Origin of the sequence: Lacrimispora amygdalina (assembly GCF_003432035.1) — a bacterium.
Lineage (GTDB): Bacteria > Bacillota > Clostridia > Lachnospirales > Lachnospiraceae > Lacrimispora > Lacrimispora amygdalina.
The window spans coordinates 21,166-37,644 of sequence record NZ_QOHO01000060.1; the positions used below are offsets into that span (position 1 = coordinate 21,166).

Below are 16,479 nucleotides of genomic sequence, written 5' to 3' on the forward strand. Positions count from 1 at the left end.
CCCTGCGGCTGATCGCTCAACCGGCCTTCTGCTCTGTCAGTGAGTCCAACATGACTTTGGCTGCTGCACGGAGGATATTGTTGCTGCCCTTGTAGCCGTAAAGGTAATATTTCAAGCTGGGCGTTCTTTCGTCTGCGACCCGGCCAATCGTCCAACCATTGCAGATTCCTGTGTCAACTTTCACATCCCGCGCCTCCTCATAAGTCATCAGAGCCGCAATGTCCTCCACCGGCATATCCTCAGTGTAACGGGGAACAGCGGCGGTAACCGTTTCCACACTCTGCGCCGGAATCGAGGCAGGAGCTTCTTGGGTTGCAGGCTCACTCGCCTCACTGACAACGGAAGTGGATTCCGGAGCCAGTGCAGCAGCAGTGGTCACCAAACTGGTAAAGGGAATCGTCTTGCTTTCTCTGGAATCGTCTTTGTCTTGCGCCGGCTTTTCATCCGGGGTCGCCGGCAAGCTCTCTGCCTGTTCCGTTTCATCAGCTTGGACAACGGGCAGCTGTTTCGCTGCTCCGTCCTCCTTGCCGGCAGGGTTGACAGGAAGACTCTCCATCACTTTGTCCTGCTCCATTGAAACAACGGGCAGGCTCTCTGCAGCGGCAGGTTCTGATGTAGCCTCTTTGACAAGCAGATGTTCTTCTGACGATTCTTTCTGCTCGTTCATGGGCAGTTTTTCCGCCGTACTCTGCACACCATGATTGGTCTCCGCATTGAGAAGCGGCGTTGTAGCGGCCACAGGCATCGCCTGTGGTGCTTTTACCGTTTGCGTAGGTACTTTCTTCTCCAAAGCAGGAAGCGTCTCTGCGGCGGTTCCTGCGGCCTGAGACGGCATTTCCTTAACAGTAGTCTTTCCTTCCGTCTGCTTGCCGGACACCGGAATGGCACTGCCATAGCGTTCACTGTCTTTGCCCATACTCACATCTGCAAACTGCAGGCCAAATCCGGCATCCTGCAAAGCGGTACTCAAAGCGGTTTCCTGGGTTTCTTTGATATAGTTGGGTGTATCCTCCCGGGTCAGACTGGCGACAAAGTTGCTGGCCGGCTCGTTATCACTCCGGTCCAGAAACACCTTGGCCTCAAAAATCGCCATCTGGTCGGTGATTCGCAATGCGGTCACTTTCATGCGCCCATGGGGATGGGCCAGACGAAACCAGAGTTTCTGATAGCGCAGGTCCAGCTTCAGCAGATTTTCCTGCGTCTTTTCCGAGATGACCGGCCGCAAAAACTGCAGCGGGTCAAATCCTTGCACCTTATTCAACTGGGCCACTGCCGGAATAGTTCCATACATCAGGTTTTTCTTTTTTTCATTTTCGTTCATGTTCATTTGCTCCTTTCGAAATAAATAGAGACGCCGGGCGCAATTTCTGCACCTTGCCTCTCTTTTTTTAACCTGCATTCTTCAGTTTTTCCTCCAGAGCCGCGGGAATGATGACGCCCGCATTTTTGGCAAATGCCCGGTAATACAGGCAGATGCGTTCTCCCAAGGAAGTATTGCGCTTGCTGATCTCATTGCGGTGGATAGCCATAAACAGCACCGCTTTCTGCCCAACCAGCACCACTCGCTTTTTGGCACGGGTGATGGCAGTATAGAGCAAATTACGGTAAAGCATCACCGTATGTGCCTTGAGCAGCGGCATAATGACGGTTTCGCATTCCGCCCCCATCGCCTTATGAATCGTTGTGGCATAGGCTAGATCCAGATTGACAAGATCCTCTACGCCATACTCCAATTGCCGGGTCGCTCCAAAATCCACTCCAATCCGTTTCCCATCTTCGGTTTCCTTAATGTACCGGATAAAGCCCAGATCGCCATTGGAGACCTTTTCTGTGTTCTTGGTCTGCATAATACGGTCTCCAACACGGAAGTTCTTTGGTCCAAGCTTGATTTCCTCTTCTGTGGAAGAAAAGGGATTCACTAACTCCCGAATTGCCTCGTTGAGCTGTTCGGCAGATGCGGCACCTGCTGAGCGGAACGGTGATAAAATTTGTACCTGCTCAATACCGTTTTCTGTAATTTCATTACGGTAGAATTCCATGATTTTCTCTGCCGTCTCCTCCTGGTTGTCACAGGAATGAAACACAAAATCCGGGCCGTAATACAACTTGGTGCTGCCCTCATTGATAAATTTGGCATTGTGAGCAATTAAACTGTCCTCAGCCTGACGGAAAATCTCGTTTAACACCGTCACGGGTACCAACCCGCAATTAATCAGCTCACGGAACACATTGCCGGCGCCAACACTGGGCAACTGATCGGCATCACCCACCAGCACCACCCGACAGCCGTCTTTCAACCTTGTGAAGAACTGCTTTGCCAGCCACATATCCACCATGGAGAATTCGTCCACGATAACTAGGTCTGCAGCCAGCGGGGCAACCTCTTTTTTGCGGCCACTCTCGTCTTCCTCACTTCCAAGCCCCAGGCCGCTGTGCATTGTTTTGGCATCCTCAAATCCAGTACTTTCTGCCATTCGGCGGCTGGCGCGTCCAGTAGGAGCCATTAACATGATTTTTCCGTCTGGGTGTAAGCGTCGGTATACCTCCAAAATGGTTTTAAGTACCGTCGTCTTACCGGTACCAGGCGAACCGGTGATAATGGAAATGTTATTTTGGAATGCCACACGCACAGCCTTGTCCTGTTTTCCAGAAAGTGAAATACCTATCTCCGTCTTAATTTGTTCCAGCAGTAAGGGAATATGCTCCACTGTGGATGCAGCAACCAATCGTGTGGCAATCTGCCTGGCAGCATCATCTTCCAACATAAAGACGCGGGGCAGATAGATGTTATTCCGGCTCATAACCACATCTCCGTTTAAAATCATGTCCTGCAGTGCATCTTCTACTTCCTGCTTGTGCAGACGCATCCCGGGAAGAGGAATCTTTTCGTTCAAGAGTTTCAAGCCAAGGTTTACCAGACTCTCGCTATCCAAATATAAGTGACCTTGTTTTCCGCGAATCTCATCCAGTGTGCAAATGAGCGCACCTTTGACACGCATGGGGTCATGTAAGTCGTTCCCGTTTTTCTGAACAATGGCGTCTACTCTCCGGAATCCAAAGCCGGATATCTTACAAAGTTCAAAAGGATTTCTTTGCAGCACCTCCACGCTGTCAGGCCCAAAATGCTGATAGATTCTAAGCGCTGTTTTCGGCGTTATCTTGTATGGAGAGAGCAGCGTCATAAGATCCTGCAGCATACGGCTTTCGGCATATGAAACTTTGATATCTTCCAGCTTGTTTTCCGTAATCCCCTTGACCTCAAGCAGGCGCTCCGGATGCTTTTCCAGAATGTCCAGCGTTTCCACGCCAAAGCGAGCAACAATTTCAGCAGCCATCTTGGGGCCAATGCCTTTAATAAGACCGGAGGCCAAATAACCCTCTACTCCGTCAGCCGTGCGTGGAACAATTTCATGCCATTGCTCCACCTGAAGCTGCTGACCATACTTACCATTTACCCATTCGCCGTCCAGTTCCAATTGAACGGCATCTGTACGGGGCAATTCATAACCCACGGCCACAAAACGGATTAGGTGATCCCGATATTGTCTGGTCGCTCGCGCCTGAGGCGGTACGCTCTGGTCTTTTGTCTTCACACTGATAATGCAGTATTTATTTGTGGGATTATAAAAAATCGTCCCATCATAAGTACCGATGTAGTTCAATTTTTCACCTCCTGACCTGCTGGTCAAGGAATACCGCTCTTCCAAAAGATTCTTTCGTTGCCATACAGTCTCCTTTCATAAAATAATTACGCAGCATCCACTGATGCTGCTTTCACATTGAAACGTCGAAATTCAGACGTTGAGACAAACTGCTCATAGATATCCGGATATTGCAATTTCAGCCGCAGCAGTCCATCCTTATCTATGGCTGTTTTCCGAACTGGATTATAGGTGATGGTATAACTTGCTTTACCTCGTTTACAAACAGCGGTACAACTTGTTCCCATTTCAGCGACCAATATCCCTTTCAGGCGATTCAGTTCTTTATCAATTTGCTTAGAATTCACCTCCACATTTTTCTTTTCTTCCTGGAGCTGCAGATAACGCATCAGTTTTGCACTCATACTTGCATTCAGCTCTATCACCGGTGCATTGGGGTCCGCGGCGCCAAAATGTCTGCGCGCACTTGCCATGATAAGATCACCTGGTTCCCAATAAGGGGGAGGCAATTTTGCCTGTACATGACTTTCCCAAAATTCCTGCTCCAGAAAAATCATTTCTTCCTCATAGGCAAAATCCCGTCTGATTTCTCGGATGATCACTTCTTCCTCGTTGTTTCCATAAAGGCAGCAGAAGAACACCCGATCAAGATCCATAACACTCATGTAATGCCGTCCTTGACTTTCATAATAAACAGGTACTGTTTCCGCACCGTCCAGCCACCAATGATCCCTGGCATTATAGTTGGTGGTTTTGATTTCTAATATGGCTGTTGTGCCGTCCAGTAGCTCCACGAAGTAGTCCAGATCGGCCAGCATGAAAGGGTACCGCGGATGATAAAACATCTTTTTGATCTGATAAATCTTGTAACCTGTTTTCTTCGCAAAGATTTTCGCCACCAGTGGTTCCAGCAGGTTTCCCATTTCCATGGCAACCCAGTTACCTTCATCTTCTTCAACCGATGCGATATCCAATTTGTCGAAGTAAAGGTCTCTGGCTGTTCGGAAAGGAGAAATACCAAAGATAGATGCTACATCACTACCGCCAATTCCACGGCGCCGATATGCCAGCCATTCGTTTCTGGGCAGATTTGCTGTCTCGACCAATACAAGTGGCTTATGCCTCGCTCTCTGTGTGGTGTTGTTTGCCATCATAATTAAATCCCCCTACGCATGCGTCTGGGAATAACGGCTGTTTTTGGCACCACACGAGGATTCCAGCTCCGGTAGCTTACTTTTTGGCAGCCCTTTTTCCATCCGCCGACAGCCGTCTGTTTTTGGACGGTGTGGACGGACTTTTTTTTCTGACTCATCTTCATTTACAATACCTACCTTTCTGTAAATTGAATTTATCCTCAAAGCCGTTTCCGGCATTTGGGCAACAAAAAAAGCGAGAATGACTAGGGGCAAAAAATTGCCTGGCGCCCACAGAATCTAAATTCCATGAGCCAAAGTCATTCTCGCTTCAAATTAGGGAAATCCCTGAAAATAAAAAAAGCCAGTGATCTACCGGCCAATTTGGCGCAGTAATTCCACTGACAGAATACAAACTTAACAGCGTGTGCAATGCGGATCAGGACCGCGTACAGAGAAAAAACTCTGTATTCCCATACCAGGCGCACAAAAATCAATTACGTTGTAAGAATAACACAATATATAGATTAAGTCAAGAGCGCAATACCATATATAGATTTCTAAGTTTTTTACAGAACCTTGCAGAAGAATTTTTCATTCTTCCTCTTTTTTAGGCATATGGGTCAAAACCGGACAAGACCGGACGGCTCCATATGTCTTTTTTGTACCTTGACAATATTCATAACCTTTCCAGAGGGAGTTATACAGGAATGGCGGACAGTATGCGATGACAAGAGCGTGCCCACCGTAGAAGTGCCGCATAGCGACAGCCTGCAAATACGCGGCGGAACACCGGCGCAGGAAATGGCCCTTTGGAAAAATCACTACACTGGTTACTCCTAACTGAATTTTATAGGCTTCATTGTTTTTGTTGAAAAACCTGATTTACAAATCGTAAAGGATATATGTAATTGCAAAAGGAGGGCGATTATGGAAAAAAGAAAACCGAATGATCTTTCCCCGGAGCAGTGTTTGTCCGTTGATACCGACACACTCTGCAAGATGCTTTGCTGTGGACGACATACCGCCGTCCAGATCGGTGATTTGGCCCACGCACGCATCACCATGAATTCCCGTGTTCTTTGGAGCGTACAACGCATTAAAGAGTATCTGTACGAGATTTCATGCTGACACAAGACCCTGTGCCCGCAGTCCATACGGCTATGGGCAAAACAATTCATCAGTTGGAGGTAACCACTATGGCTAAAACAAGAAAAGATAATAAGGGGCGTAACCTTCGCCCCGGAGAAACCCAGCGTACCGATGGAACGTATATGTACGTCTACAAACTCGGCACCAAGAAAAAGTACATTTATGATGCCGATCTGGCAGAGCTACGTAAAAAGGAAGGTACGATTAACAAAGACAAGGATGATGGCATCCGCACGCAGGAGGCTGCAAAGATTACTTTGAACGATATGTTCAAAGTCTACATGGGAACAAAAATTAAATTGAAGCCATCAACGCGGGCAAACTACCTGTACCTATGGGAGTGTTATATTCAAAAAGAGCCCTTGGCAAATAAGTCTATCAATACCATCCATAAAAGCGAGATTCTTTCCCTTTATACTAAATTATTGAAAAAGGGATTTGCAACAAACTCGTTGGAAGGCATCAACAACTTGATCCATCCTACACTGGAAATGGCAGTGGACGATGACTATATCCGTAAGAACCCAAGCAAGGGCGTATACCGCTCACTAAAAAAAGACGGTACCGCACCGGAGCCGGAACCCAGAATCGCCTTGACAAGAATCCAGCAGCAGAATTTCCTACGATTTGCGGCAAAACATCCTACTTACTGCCATTGGCTGCCGGTCCTAACCACGCTGGTCGGTACAGGAATGCGTGTGGCAGAATGCACCGGCTTAACCTGGAGTGATGTGGACTTTGATAATAACACCATTTCAGTCAACCACAACCTGATTTACAGAGTCATTGACGGTAAGGCCGGTTTTCATATCACCACACCCAAAACTGCCAAAGGAACCCGCACGATTCCAATTTTGTTTCCAGAGGTTATGGAGCAGCTTCGCGCATTAAATGAAGTCAAGGAAACGCTATACCCTGGTCCCGAATTGGTGTTGGGCGGATGCTATGGCTTTGTATTCCGCAATCGCTTTGGTTCCTTTATGTCTGCTCACAACATCAATCGAGCTATCATCCGCATTTATACGGAGTACAATCTGGCTGAAATGGATCAGGCTGAGCTTGAAGATCGGGAACCAGTGCTGATTCCGCATTTCAGTGTCCATAACCTCCGCCACACCTTCTGCACACGGCTTTGCGAGATGACCAGCGACATCAAATTTATTCAGCAGGTTATGGGGCATGCCGATTTTTCCACTACAATGGATATTTACACCCACATCACGGAGGAGGCCATGCAGAGCAAAGTGAAAAAGATCAGCGGGCAGTTTAATTTGTTGTAAGAGTGATACTGTGGACAAAAAAAGGGCTGCCCGCAACGTGTTATTGCCAGGTCAGCCCTTCGTATTGCGTTGTCCTGTTTCGTAGGATTCTCCGCAAAGTTTGTAAAAAGTTTGTAAATGTATGCCGAAAACACTATATATGGCGTCGTCAAGCGTCGTGGGTACTACATCTTGTGGTTTATTTGTCCAAAGGTTTCATCGTCGGGAACAACAACACATCCCTGATCGCATAACTATCCGTAAGCAGCATCACAAACCGGTCAATCCCAATCCCAATCCCGCCCGTAGGAGGCATACCGATCATCAGCGCATTGACGAAATCCTCATCCATCGAGTTCGCTTCATCATCTCCCGCTGCCAGAAGTGCTTCCTGAGCCTTAAATCTCTCAATCTGATCCAGCGGATCATTCAGCTCAGAATAAGCATTCGCCATCTCCCGCTTTGTAATAAACAGCTCAAACCGCTCTGTATATTCCGGATCACTCGGCTTTTTCTTTGTAAGAGGTGAAATCTCAACCGGATGATCAATAATAAACGTAGGCTGAATCAAATGCTCCTCTACAAACTCTTCAAACAGAAGGCTTAAAATATCGCCCTTTTTATGTCTTGCTTCATAAGCTACATGGTACTGATCCGCAAGAGCTTTCGCTTCTTCATCTGTATGAATAGCAGTAAAATCAATATCCTTATATTTTTTCAGAGCGTCAACCATGGAAATACGCTCAAATGGTTTAGATAAATCAATCTCCACTCCATCATAGGTCACAACCGCAGTGCCAAGCACCTTTAATGCAACCTCACGGAATAAATTCTCCACCAGATCCATCATGCCGTGGTAATCGGTATATGCCTGATAGAGCTCCATCAAAGTAAATTCAGGGTTATGTCTGGTATCCACACCCTCATTACGGAAAACACGTCCGATTTCATAAACCCGCTCTAAACCGCCGACAATCAGTCTCTTTAAATAAAGCTCCAGAGAGATACGCAGCTTTACGTCCTCATCAAGGGCGTTATAATGGGTATCAAAAGGTCTTGCTGCTGCTCCGCCTGCATTGGCCACCAGCATAGGAGTTTCAACCTCCATAAAGCCCTGTGCATCCAGATGATTGCGGATCTCCTTTATAATCTGGGAGCGCTTAACAAAGGTATCGCGTACTTCCGGATTCATAATCAAATCAACATATCTCTGTCTGTAACGAAGATCGGTATTAGTAAGGCCATGGAACTTCTCCGGCAGAATCTGCAGACTCTTGGTCAGCAGCTCCACGCTTTCCGCATGGATGGAAACCTCTCCTGTCTTAGTGGTAAATGCGGTTCCCTTGATTCCAACGATATCACCGATATCAAGCTTTTTAAATTCTTTATAGGATTCTTCGCCAATGCTGTCTCTTGCTACATAGGACTGAATATTACCCTTTAAATCCTGGACATTACAAAAAGAGGCCTTTCCCATAACCCGCTTGGACATCAGACGTCCTGCGATGGAGACTTCTTTGCCTTCCCAGACTTCATAATTTTCTTTGATCTCACTGCTGTGTACGGTAACATCGTACTTTGTAACTTTAAACGGATCCTTTCCTGATTCCTGAAGCTCAGCCAGCTTCTCCCGGCGAACCTTAAGTAAATGGTTTAAATCCTCTTCTACAACCTGATTCTGGTTTTGATTCTGCTGTTCTGCCACTTGTTTCCACTCCTTTGTGAACTATGTTAAGGAAGTACTCTTAAGACACTCTCTGGATCTCAAGTACCTTATACTGAATGACTCCCGACTGTGTTTCAACATCAACAACGTCTCCCACTTTTTTGCCAATCAGCGCCTGACCTACCGGAGATTCATTGGAAATCTTGTTCTGAAGGCTGTTTGCTTCGGTGGAACCAACAATCTTGAATTCCATCTCTTCGTCTTCATCCACATCGTAGACTTTTACCTTACAGCCAATATTAATCTTATCTAAGTCTATCTCATCTTCTACGACTACTTCTGCATTCTTAAGCAGCTTTTCCAGCTCTTCGATACGCAGCTCGATGTCTCTCTGCTCATCTTTGGCAGCATCGTACTCTGCATTCTCGGATAAGTCACCCTGTTCTCTGGCTTCCTTAATTTTCTGGGCAACTTCTTTTCTTTTCACTACTTTTAAGTTCTGAAGCTCATCTTCGTATCTCTTAAGACCTTCATAGGTTAAAATATTCTTCTTGTCTACCATGGTTTTTTACTTCCTCCTGGTTTCTACTCGCTAAATCACATTCCAGATATTATAGCTTAAACATCTGTAATTGTCAAGATTCGAGTCCCTTTTTCTGATTATAATGCGCCAATTCTTTCTCTTACAAACTGCCTTAATTCTTCCATTGTTTCCACCTGATTGATATCGTTTCTCAATTTGGCCGAATGGGGAAGTCCGGCAGTATACCATGCCATGTGTTTTCTCATCTCACGCATGGCAACCGTCTCTCCCTTGTGCTCTGCCTGCATGGTTCCATGACGCAGAATCATCTCGCTGATCTCAGCCGGAGACGGCGGTTTCAACAGTTCTCCTGTCTCTAAGTAATGCAGGGTCCTGGAAAAGATCCAGGGATTTCCTTTTGCGCCCCGGGCGATCATGACTCCGTCACAGCCGGTCTGATCGATTAAGGCCTTGGCATCTTCCGGCTCAAAGACATCGCCGTTGCCGATGACAGGAATGGAGACAGCTTCCTTCACCTGCCTGATGATATCCCAGTCCGCAGTCCCGGAATAGTACTGCTCCCTGGTCCTGCCATGGACAGCAACCGCTGCCACACCGCAGCTTTCCGCCATACGGGCGAATTCCACTGCATTGCAGTCTTCCTCCGTAAAGCCTTTTCTGAATTTTACAGTGACCGGCTTCTTCACTGCCTTTACCATGGCAGTCAGGACCTTCTCCGCCAGCTTCATGTCTTTCATCAGCGCGGAGCCTTCGCCGTTATTTACAATCTTCGGCACCGGACAGCCCATGTTCACATCGATCAGGGCAAATGGCCGGGATTCTATGGCAGCTGCCATATCTGCCATGATCGCCGGGTCGGAACCGAAAAGCTGTACACTCACCGGACCTTCCTGATCGGATACGCTTAACAGCTCATTGGTGTTTTTGTTCTTATATAAAATGGCTTTGGCACTGACCATCTCTGTGACCGACAGTCCGCAGCCCTGCTCCCTGCAAAGAAAACGAAATGGCAGGTCCGTAACCCCTGCCATCGGCGCCAGTATCAGATTATTGTCAAACGTTACATTTCCTATTCTAAGTTTCAACTGTCTTTTTCTCCGTCTTCTAATTCTTCTCCCAGATAAAAAACACGGTAGTACATCTCAAGGGACTCCAAAAGCTCCCGTTTTTCCCGCTGGTACTGCTTTATCTTTAATACACTTCCGATTTCATCAAATAAATAGTCCTCATCGGATGCCGTTACTTTAAATTCCAAAGTTCCATCCTCGTCAAACTCCAGAACCAGAACTCCGCCTATGTCTTCGGTGTAGAGTACACACATGATCTGAAGCTCCTGCCGGATGCTTTCCGGGAGACTTTTAAACTGTTCATTAAAATAATATTTCTGTTCATAAGAATTGGCGCCGCACAGCACCACTTTCTCTTCAGCCAGCTCCATATCTGTCACCGTTCTTTCTGCCCGACCACGCATTCAAGCATGTTCTGTCCCCCTTGGGATGCAGAGCATGCTTTCTGATGTCGTTATGTTTATCGGATTCTAATTGTACCATACAAAAAAAGAAATGACAATAGCCTAAAAATCAGTTGTACAGCGTTTTACCAGCCTGCAGGGTACCTTGCAGTTCCGGCTGATATCCGGATCCTTCTCCTGAAGGATCTTCATCATGTTGCTGATGGTGATATTACACAGTTCTTCCACCCAGTTATCCACGGAAGACAGCTCCGGATCGCTGCAGATTGACAGGGCGGAATTGTTAAAGCCTGTAATGCATAAATCCTCCGGTATCTTTAAAAGCTTGGCATTTGCATATTTAATTGCGCCTACCGCAAGACCGTCGTCTGTGGCAATCACGCTGTCAAACCGTAAATCTCTCCGTTCCAGAAGTATATCACGCACGGTGTGAATCCGGTTTTTCACATACAGCTTCAAGTCGCCCAGCACCGGCAGGCCGTGGCTTTTTAAGGCTGACTCGTAACCGGTCAGCTTCCTTGCGGCACTGTAGGAATGGGAATCGCACAGAAACAGGATTCTGCGGCGGCCTGATTCGATCATCTGGCTGGTCACATCATACGTAGCCTGATAATCATCGCCATAAGCACAATATATATTCTCACCGTCTAAATATCCGTTAATTAAGAATACCGGTACCTGTCTGGCTGCATCAAATACATACTGCACACGGCTTTCCTCTCCCTCGGCACCTGCATAGGTGGAACCAACCATAATTAACGCATCGATGCGTTTTGCTAAGAGAAGACTTACGTACTTCTCCTTTATTGACTGTTCAAAACCGCTGCAGCACAGGATACAGTCGTAACCGTGCTCATGCATACGGCTTTCTAAATGGGCAACTGCAGTTGCCATATAGGCATCGGATACATCCGGACATAAAATTCCGATGGTTTTCATGGAATCAAGGCCTAAGCCCCTGGCAAACACATTGGGAGTATAACCGTTTTCCTCCATAATTGCCCTGACTTTTTGTTTTGTCTTTTCACTTACGCGGGGGCTGTCGTTTACCACCCTGGATACGGTAGCAATGGAAACTCCTGCAAGCTCTGCGATATCATATATGTTCATCCTGGTGTCCCTCTAACGTCTTCCTAATTTACCGCCTGAATACGGATTCAGACAGACGCCTCCCCTTTTCCTGTGTCTGCGTTTTCAGCCGCTGTGGATGGCCGTTACAGCGGGGAGCGTAAGCGCTTACACTTATCTCGATTCATTATACATAATATTTTTGTATTGCGCAACTGTTATTACCAGGAAAACAGGAAAAATCGTGTATGTTTTTTCTATATTGTTCCCATAATTAAAAGAAATATGTTTCTTTTATGTTTCCCTATTGACTAAGAGAAAAAAATGGTGTATGTTTTATGTAAGTACTTACATTGCATCTGAATATTGAAACTGGTACTAAGAAAGGAAAGGAAGCTTATGCAGGACTTTATCAAAATCAATTCCGAAGACAACGTGGCAGTCGCATTAAAGCCGCTTGCTTCCGGCAGTGCCTTAGACGTAGACGGCACAGCGGTTACTCTTCTGGAAGATATCCCGCAGGGTCATAAGTTCGCCCTGACAGATATACCTGCCGGCTCATCCGTCATCAAATACGGCTGTGCCATCGGCATAGCAAAGGAGAATATTGGGACAGGGGCCTGGATTCACACACACAATTTAAAAACAGGTTTAGGGGATTTACTGACTTATACGTACAACAAACAGGAAATCGAAGTAACTCCGACAGAAGAACGCTTTTTCAACGGTTACCGCAGACCCGACGGTCGGGTTGGCGTGCGCAACGAAATCTGGATTATTCCAACCGTTGGCTGCGTGAATAAAATCGCCACTGCCATTGAGCGTGCATCTTTAAAATATGTAAAAGGAAGCATCGATGCGGTAGCTGCTTTCCCTCACCCTTACGGCTGTTCCCAGATGGGTGATGATCAGGAATATACTAGAACCATTCTGGCAGATTTAATCAATCATCCAAACGCAGGCGGCGTTCTGGTGCTGGGACTTGGCTGTGAGAACAGCAATGTCACCGAATTAAAACGCTATATCGGCGACTACGATGAGCGCAGAGTTAAATTCCTGGTAGCTCAGGAGTCCGATGATGAAATATCGGATTCTCTTGAATTAATCGATCAGCTGGCAGAATATGCGGGAACCTTTCACAGAGAGCCAATCAGCTGCAGCGAGCTGGTGATCGGAATGAAGTGCGGCGGTTCTGACGGATTATCCGGAATTACAGCCAATCCAACCGTTGGTGAATTTTCAGATATGCTGGTTTCAAAAGGAGGAACTACCATCCTCACAGAAGTACCTGAGATGTTCGGTGCGGAAACCCTTCTGATGAACCGGTGCCAGAACGAAGAAACCTTCGGAAAAACCGTTGATTTAATAAATGACTTTAAGAATTATTTTACCAGCCACAACCAGACCATTTACGAGAACCCCTCTCCAGGCAATAAAAAAGGCGGTATTTCCACGCTTGAGGACAAGTCCCTGGGATGCGTCCAGAAATCCGGCAGAATGCCTGTGGTCGATGTATTAAAATACGGAGAGCCGGTACGCAATAAGGGGCTGAACCTTTTAAGCGCTCCTGGCAACGATCTGGTGGCTTCCACTGCCCTTGCGGCATCAGGCGCCCATATCGTTTTATTTACAACCGGACGGGGAACTCCATTTGCATGTCCCGTACCGACCATGAAGATTTCCACCAATTCCGCTCTCAGCCAGAAAAAGAATAACTGGATTGACTTCAACTGCGGAGTTTTAGTGGAAGGAACCGATATGGAGACTTTAAAGAATCAGTTCTTTGACTTTGTAATCGAAGTTGCCTCCGGCAAGATGGTGAAATCGGAAGAAGCAGGTTTCCACGACATGGCCATCTTCAAGCAGGGTGTAACATTATAAAATATTTCTGACAACATATAAGGAGACAAACGGAATGGAAAAGTTAAGCTACCAAACACTGGAAAAGCTGGGTTATGACGGATATTTATTAAAAGAAGCACCGGAACGTGTTCTGCAGTTCGGCGAAGGAAACTTCTTAAGAGCTTTTGTTGATTACTTTATTGATGTTCTTAATGAGAAGACCGGATTTAATTCCAAGGTTGTTTTATGTCAGCCCATCGCTCCTGGTCTGGCAGATATGATCAATGAGCAGGAAGGTCTTTATACTCTCTTCCTCCGCGGCTTTGAAAATGGCCGGAAGGTAAATGACAAGCGTGTCATTTCCTGCGTAAGCAGATGTTTAAATCCATACAGCGAGTATGAAACCGTTCTTGCCTGTGCTGAAAACCCGGATCTCCGGTTTATTGCCTGCAATACGACTGAGGCTGGAATTACTTATGACCCTTCCTGCCAGTTTACCGATGTACCGGCTGACAGCTATCCTGGAAAGCTGACACAGTTCTTATACAGACGTTTTGAAAAGTTCGGTAAGGAAGCTGGAAAAGGCTTTGTCATTCTTTCCTGCGAACTCATTGACAACAACGGAAAAGAACTGGAAAAATGCGTATTAAGCTATGCAAAACAGTGGAACTTAGGCGATGAGTTCTTAAACTGGATTAAGGCAGAGAACATCTTCTGCTCCACTCTGGTTGACCGGATCGTAACCGGTTATCCAAGAAACGAAGCTGCTGCGATCTGTGAAGAATTAGGATATCAGGACAACATCATTGATACCGGTGAAGTATTTGGCTTCTGGGTAATTGAAGGACCGGACAGCTTAAAGAAAGAACTTCCATTTGAAGAAGCAGGTCTTCCTGTTATTATCTGCGGAGATCACAAGCCATACAAGCAGAGAAAGGTCCGTATTTTAAACGGTGCCCATACCTCTTTCGTATTAGGCGCTTACCTGGCTGGTCAGGATATTGTCCGCAACTGTATGGATGATGAAGTAATCTGCGGATTCATGAACAAGACTATTTACGATGAAATCATTCCTACCTTAACTCTTCCGGAAGAAGAATTAAAGAGCTTTGCAGCTTCCGTAACAGAGCGTTTCAAAAATCCATTTATTGATCATGCACTGTTAGCTATTTCCTTAAATTCCACATCCAAGTGGAAAGCCCGTGTTATGCCGTCTTTAAAGGGATACGTAGAGAAGAATCATGCGCTTCCAGGCTGCATTACCGCTTCCTTTGCATTCTACATTGCATTCTATCACGGAACAGCACTGACAGAGGACGGAATGACCGCGGTACGCCCTGCAGGTGATACGTATACAGTGAAAGATGACAAGCAGATTCTCCAGTTCTTCTATGATCACAAAGATGAGGACGCTGCTGCTCTTACCCACTCTGTCTGCACTAATACAGAGTTCTGGGGTGAAGATTTAACCGCCATTGCAGGTTTTGAAGAAGCTGTCTCCGGTTATTTAAAAGATATCGAAGAAAAAGGCGCTTATGCAGTTATGAAGGAATGTTTATAATCAGGGAATCTGCCCCTGCATACAAATTTGTTTCTCTTTTATAAAACAAGCCAGTATACCATTGCTGATTTATGGCAGCGGTATACTGGTTTGTTTAGAATTACAGATCATTCAACCGTTGTCTTTACTGGCTCAGCTGTAGTTTTTGGTTAGGAAATCCAAGATAATCTGATTAATCCGATAGGGAACCTCCATCATTAAATAGTGGCATACGTCTGCAATGGTATGATATTCGATGGCAGGATATATTCTTTTTAATTCTAATTGATAATCAGGAGGTAATTGGTAGGCAGGTGAATAAATTGCCAGACATGGCAGGTCGGATTGCCGGTTTTTTGCCCAATACTTCTGATTTTTTTCAACGCTTGATATAATTGATTTTCCAATTACCAGCGGTACCTCTTTACTGATTTGTAATACTTCATCTTTCAGCATTTGAGGTGTGTCTGGCAGGAACAGCATATTTAGAAATGCTTCACGTCCAGTCTCTTCATCCATACTCTGGCCGAAATCCCAATTGAATTTTAACCAGTCTTCTTTTTCCTGCAGATCTTCCGGCAATTCAAAATGCGCCCCATCCATACTGCAAATACCCGTACACATATGTGGATACTTTTGTATAAAAATTTCACATATTGCAAACCCCATACTATGTCCGACTAAAAAGCCTTCCGAAATCTCCTCCTCTTTCATTACCTGATAAATGCAATCCGCAAATAATTCCATAGTATAGTCTTTCTTTTCATCTTTGCTGCTCTTCCCATTCCCTGGTAAGTCAATCGCGACCACTTTGTAATCAACAAAAGCGTCAAGCTGGTATTTCCATGTTCGGATGCTGCCAGTCCAACCATGAATCAAAAACACACTCCTGGGTGCACTGCCTCGGATCTCGTAATGGATTTTATGATCCATATAGTTTAGGTATTTTTCAGTTTCAGCACTAGTTTCCATAGATATCTCCTTCTGATGATGTATAATAATTTTGCATTGTTACAAAATCATTTTACTATCGCTTCTAACAGTGGTGGAATAATGGAGGGTATGAAAAGTTTATATTGCGCACCCGGGACTTGCACCCATTAACGCCCGCCATAGCTGGCAAATCGGGTAGGAGGTAGATA

General features: G+C 45.9%; 12 protein-coding genes and 1 pseudogene. 4 read left to right on the plus strand and 9 right to left on the minus strand.

The window, feature by feature from the left end:
- Positions 1–16: 16 nt before the first annotated feature.
- From DS742_RS18235 to DS742_RS18245, 3 genes are all read right to left on the minus strand, one after another.
- Complete coding sequence (locus DS742_RS18235) at positions 17–1,126, minus strand: hypothetical protein (protein WP_242996594.1); 1,110 nt, start codon at positions 1,124–1,126, stop codon at positions 17–19.
- A gap of 262 nt (positions 1,127–1,388) precedes the next feature.
- A complete protein-coding gene (gene recD2, locus DS742_RS18240; RefSeq protein ID WP_117418402.1) occupies positions 1,389–3,662 on the minus strand; it encodes an SF1B family DNA helicase RecD2 in 2,274 nt (757 codons plus the stop codon).
- An 86-nt stretch (positions 3,663–3,748) separates the two neighbouring features.
- Positions 3,749–4,816, minus strand: coding sequence for a YqaJ viral recombinase family nuclease (locus DS742_RS18245; RefSeq protein WP_117418403.1), 1,068 nt, complete (start codon positions 4,814–4,816; stop codon positions 3,749–3,751).
- 909 nt (positions 4,817–5,725) lie between these two features.
- On the opposite strand from DS742_RS18245, the gene DS742_RS18255 reads away from it, so the two are divergent.
- Both DS742_RS18255 and DS742_RS18260 read left to right on the plus strand, forming a co-directional pair.
- Entirely contained in the window at positions 5,726–5,926 is a 201-nt protein-coding gene (locus DS742_RS18255; RefSeq protein ID WP_117418405.1) for a hypothetical protein, read from the plus strand.
- Between the two features lie 68 nt (positions 5,927–5,994).
- Positions 5,995–7,227 carry a tyrosine-type recombinase/integrase gene (locus DS742_RS18260; RefSeq protein WP_117418406.1) on the plus strand — a complete coding sequence of 411 codons (1,233 nt, stop codon included), beginning with the start codon at positions 5,995–5,997 and terminating at the stop codon, positions 7,225–7,227.
- Positions 7,228–7,414: 187 nt separating this feature from the next.
- On the opposite strand, the pseudogene lysS reads toward DS742_RS18260, so the two are convergent.
- The 5 genes and pseudogenes from lysS to DS742_RS18285 all read right to left on the minus strand — a co-directional run.
- A pseudogene (gene lysS / locus DS742_RS18265) lies at positions 7,415–8,911 on the minus strand (lysine--tRNA ligase); the annotation flags it as partial.
- Between the two features lie 40 nt (positions 8,912–8,951).
- The gene (greA, locus tag DS742_RS18270) at positions 8,952–9,434 is read right to left on the minus strand and encodes a transcription elongation factor GreA (protein WP_104436990.1); all 483 of its coding nucleotides are present in this window, start codon (positions 9,432–9,434) and stop codon (positions 8,952–8,954) included.
- 98 nt (positions 9,435–9,532) lie between these two features.
- Positions 9,533–10,501: a tRNA dihydrouridine synthase DusB gene (gene dusB, locus DS742_RS18275; protein WP_117418408.1), complete on the minus strand. Its 969-nt coding sequence runs from the start codon at positions 10,499–10,501 to the stop codon at positions 9,533–9,535.
- Positions 10,498–10,887: a DUF6145 family protein gene (locus tag DS742_RS18280; RefSeq protein ID WP_242996592.1), complete on the minus strand. Its 390-nt coding sequence runs from the start codon at positions 10,885–10,887 to the stop codon at positions 10,498–10,500. The genes dusB and DS742_RS18280 overlap by 4 nt, the downstream gene beginning before the upstream one ends.
- Positions 10,888–10,989: 102 nt before the next feature.
- On the minus strand, positions 10,990–11,997 hold the full coding sequence (locus DS742_RS18285) for a LacI family DNA-binding transcriptional regulator (RefSeq protein ID WP_117418409.1): 1,008 nt from the start codon (positions 11,995–11,997) through the stop codon (positions 10,990–10,992).
- 357 nt (positions 11,998–12,354) lie between these two features.
- Here DS742_RS18285 and DS742_RS18290 point away from each other — a divergent pair, with 357 nt between their 5' ends.
- Together DS742_RS18290 and DS742_RS18295 are read left to right on the plus strand one after the other, a co-directional pair.
- Positions 12,355–13,836 (plus strand): UxaA family hydrolase, encoded by a 1,482-nt coding sequence (locus tag DS742_RS18290; RefSeq protein ID WP_117418410.1) that lies wholly within the window; start codon positions 12,355–12,357, stop codon positions 13,834–13,836.
- Positions 13,837–13,870: 34 nt separating this feature from the next.
- Positions 13,871–15,358 (plus strand): tagaturonate reductase, encoded by a 1,488-nt coding sequence (locus tag DS742_RS18295; RefSeq protein WP_117418411.1) that lies wholly within the window; start codon positions 13,871–13,873, stop codon positions 15,356–15,358.
- A gap of 132 nt (positions 15,359–15,490) precedes the next feature.
- On the opposite strand, the gene DS742_RS18300 is transcribed toward DS742_RS18295, so the two are convergent.
- Positions 15,491–16,309 carry an alpha/beta fold hydrolase gene (locus DS742_RS18300; RefSeq protein WP_117418412.1) on the minus strand — a complete coding sequence of 273 codons (819 nt, stop codon included), beginning with the start codon at positions 16,307–16,309 and terminating at the stop codon, positions 15,491–15,493.
- Positions 16,310–16,479 lie beyond the last annotated feature (170 nt).

Bases quoted from the DNA above. Each gene is read 5' to 3' on its own strand.
- DS742_RS18300 (WP_117418412.1), bottom strand. From the start codon at position 16,309: ATGGAAACTAGTGCTGAAACTGAAAAATACCTAAACTATATGGATCAT.
- DS742_RS18245 (WP_117418403.1), bottom strand. From the start codon at position 4,816: ATGATGGCAAACAACACCACACAGAGAGCGAGGCATAAGCCACTTGTA.
- DS742_RS18235 (WP_242996594.1), bottom strand. From the start codon at position 1,126: ATGAAAGTGACCGCATTGCGAATCACCGACCAGATGGCGATTTTTGAG.
- DS742_RS18255 (WP_117418405.1), top strand. From the start codon at position 5,726: ATGGAAAAAAGAAAACCGAATGATCTTTCCCCGGAGCAGTGTTTGTCC.
- DS742_RS18280 (WP_242996592.1), bottom strand. From the start codon at position 10,887: ATGCGTGGTCGGGCAGAAAGAACGGTGACAGATATGGAGCTGGCTGAA.
- DS742_RS18260 (WP_117418406.1), top strand. From the start codon at position 5,995: ATGGCTAAAACAAGAAAAGATAATAAGGGGCGTAACCTTCGCCCCGGA.
- DS742_RS18295 (WP_117418411.1), top strand. From the start codon at position 13,871: ATGGAAAAGTTAAGCTACCAAACACTGGAAAAGCTGGGTTATGACGGA.
- DS742_RS18285 (WP_117418409.1), bottom strand. From the start codon at position 11,997: ATGAACATATATGATATCGCAGAGCTTGCAGGAGTTTCCATTGCTACC.
- DS742_RS18290 (WP_117418410.1), top strand. From the start codon at position 12,355: ATGCAGGACTTTATCAAAATCAATTCCGAAGACAACGTGGCAGTCGCA.
- greA (WP_104436990.1), bottom strand. From the start codon at position 9,434: ATGGTAGACAAGAAGAATATTTTAACCTATGAAGGTCTTAAGAGATAC.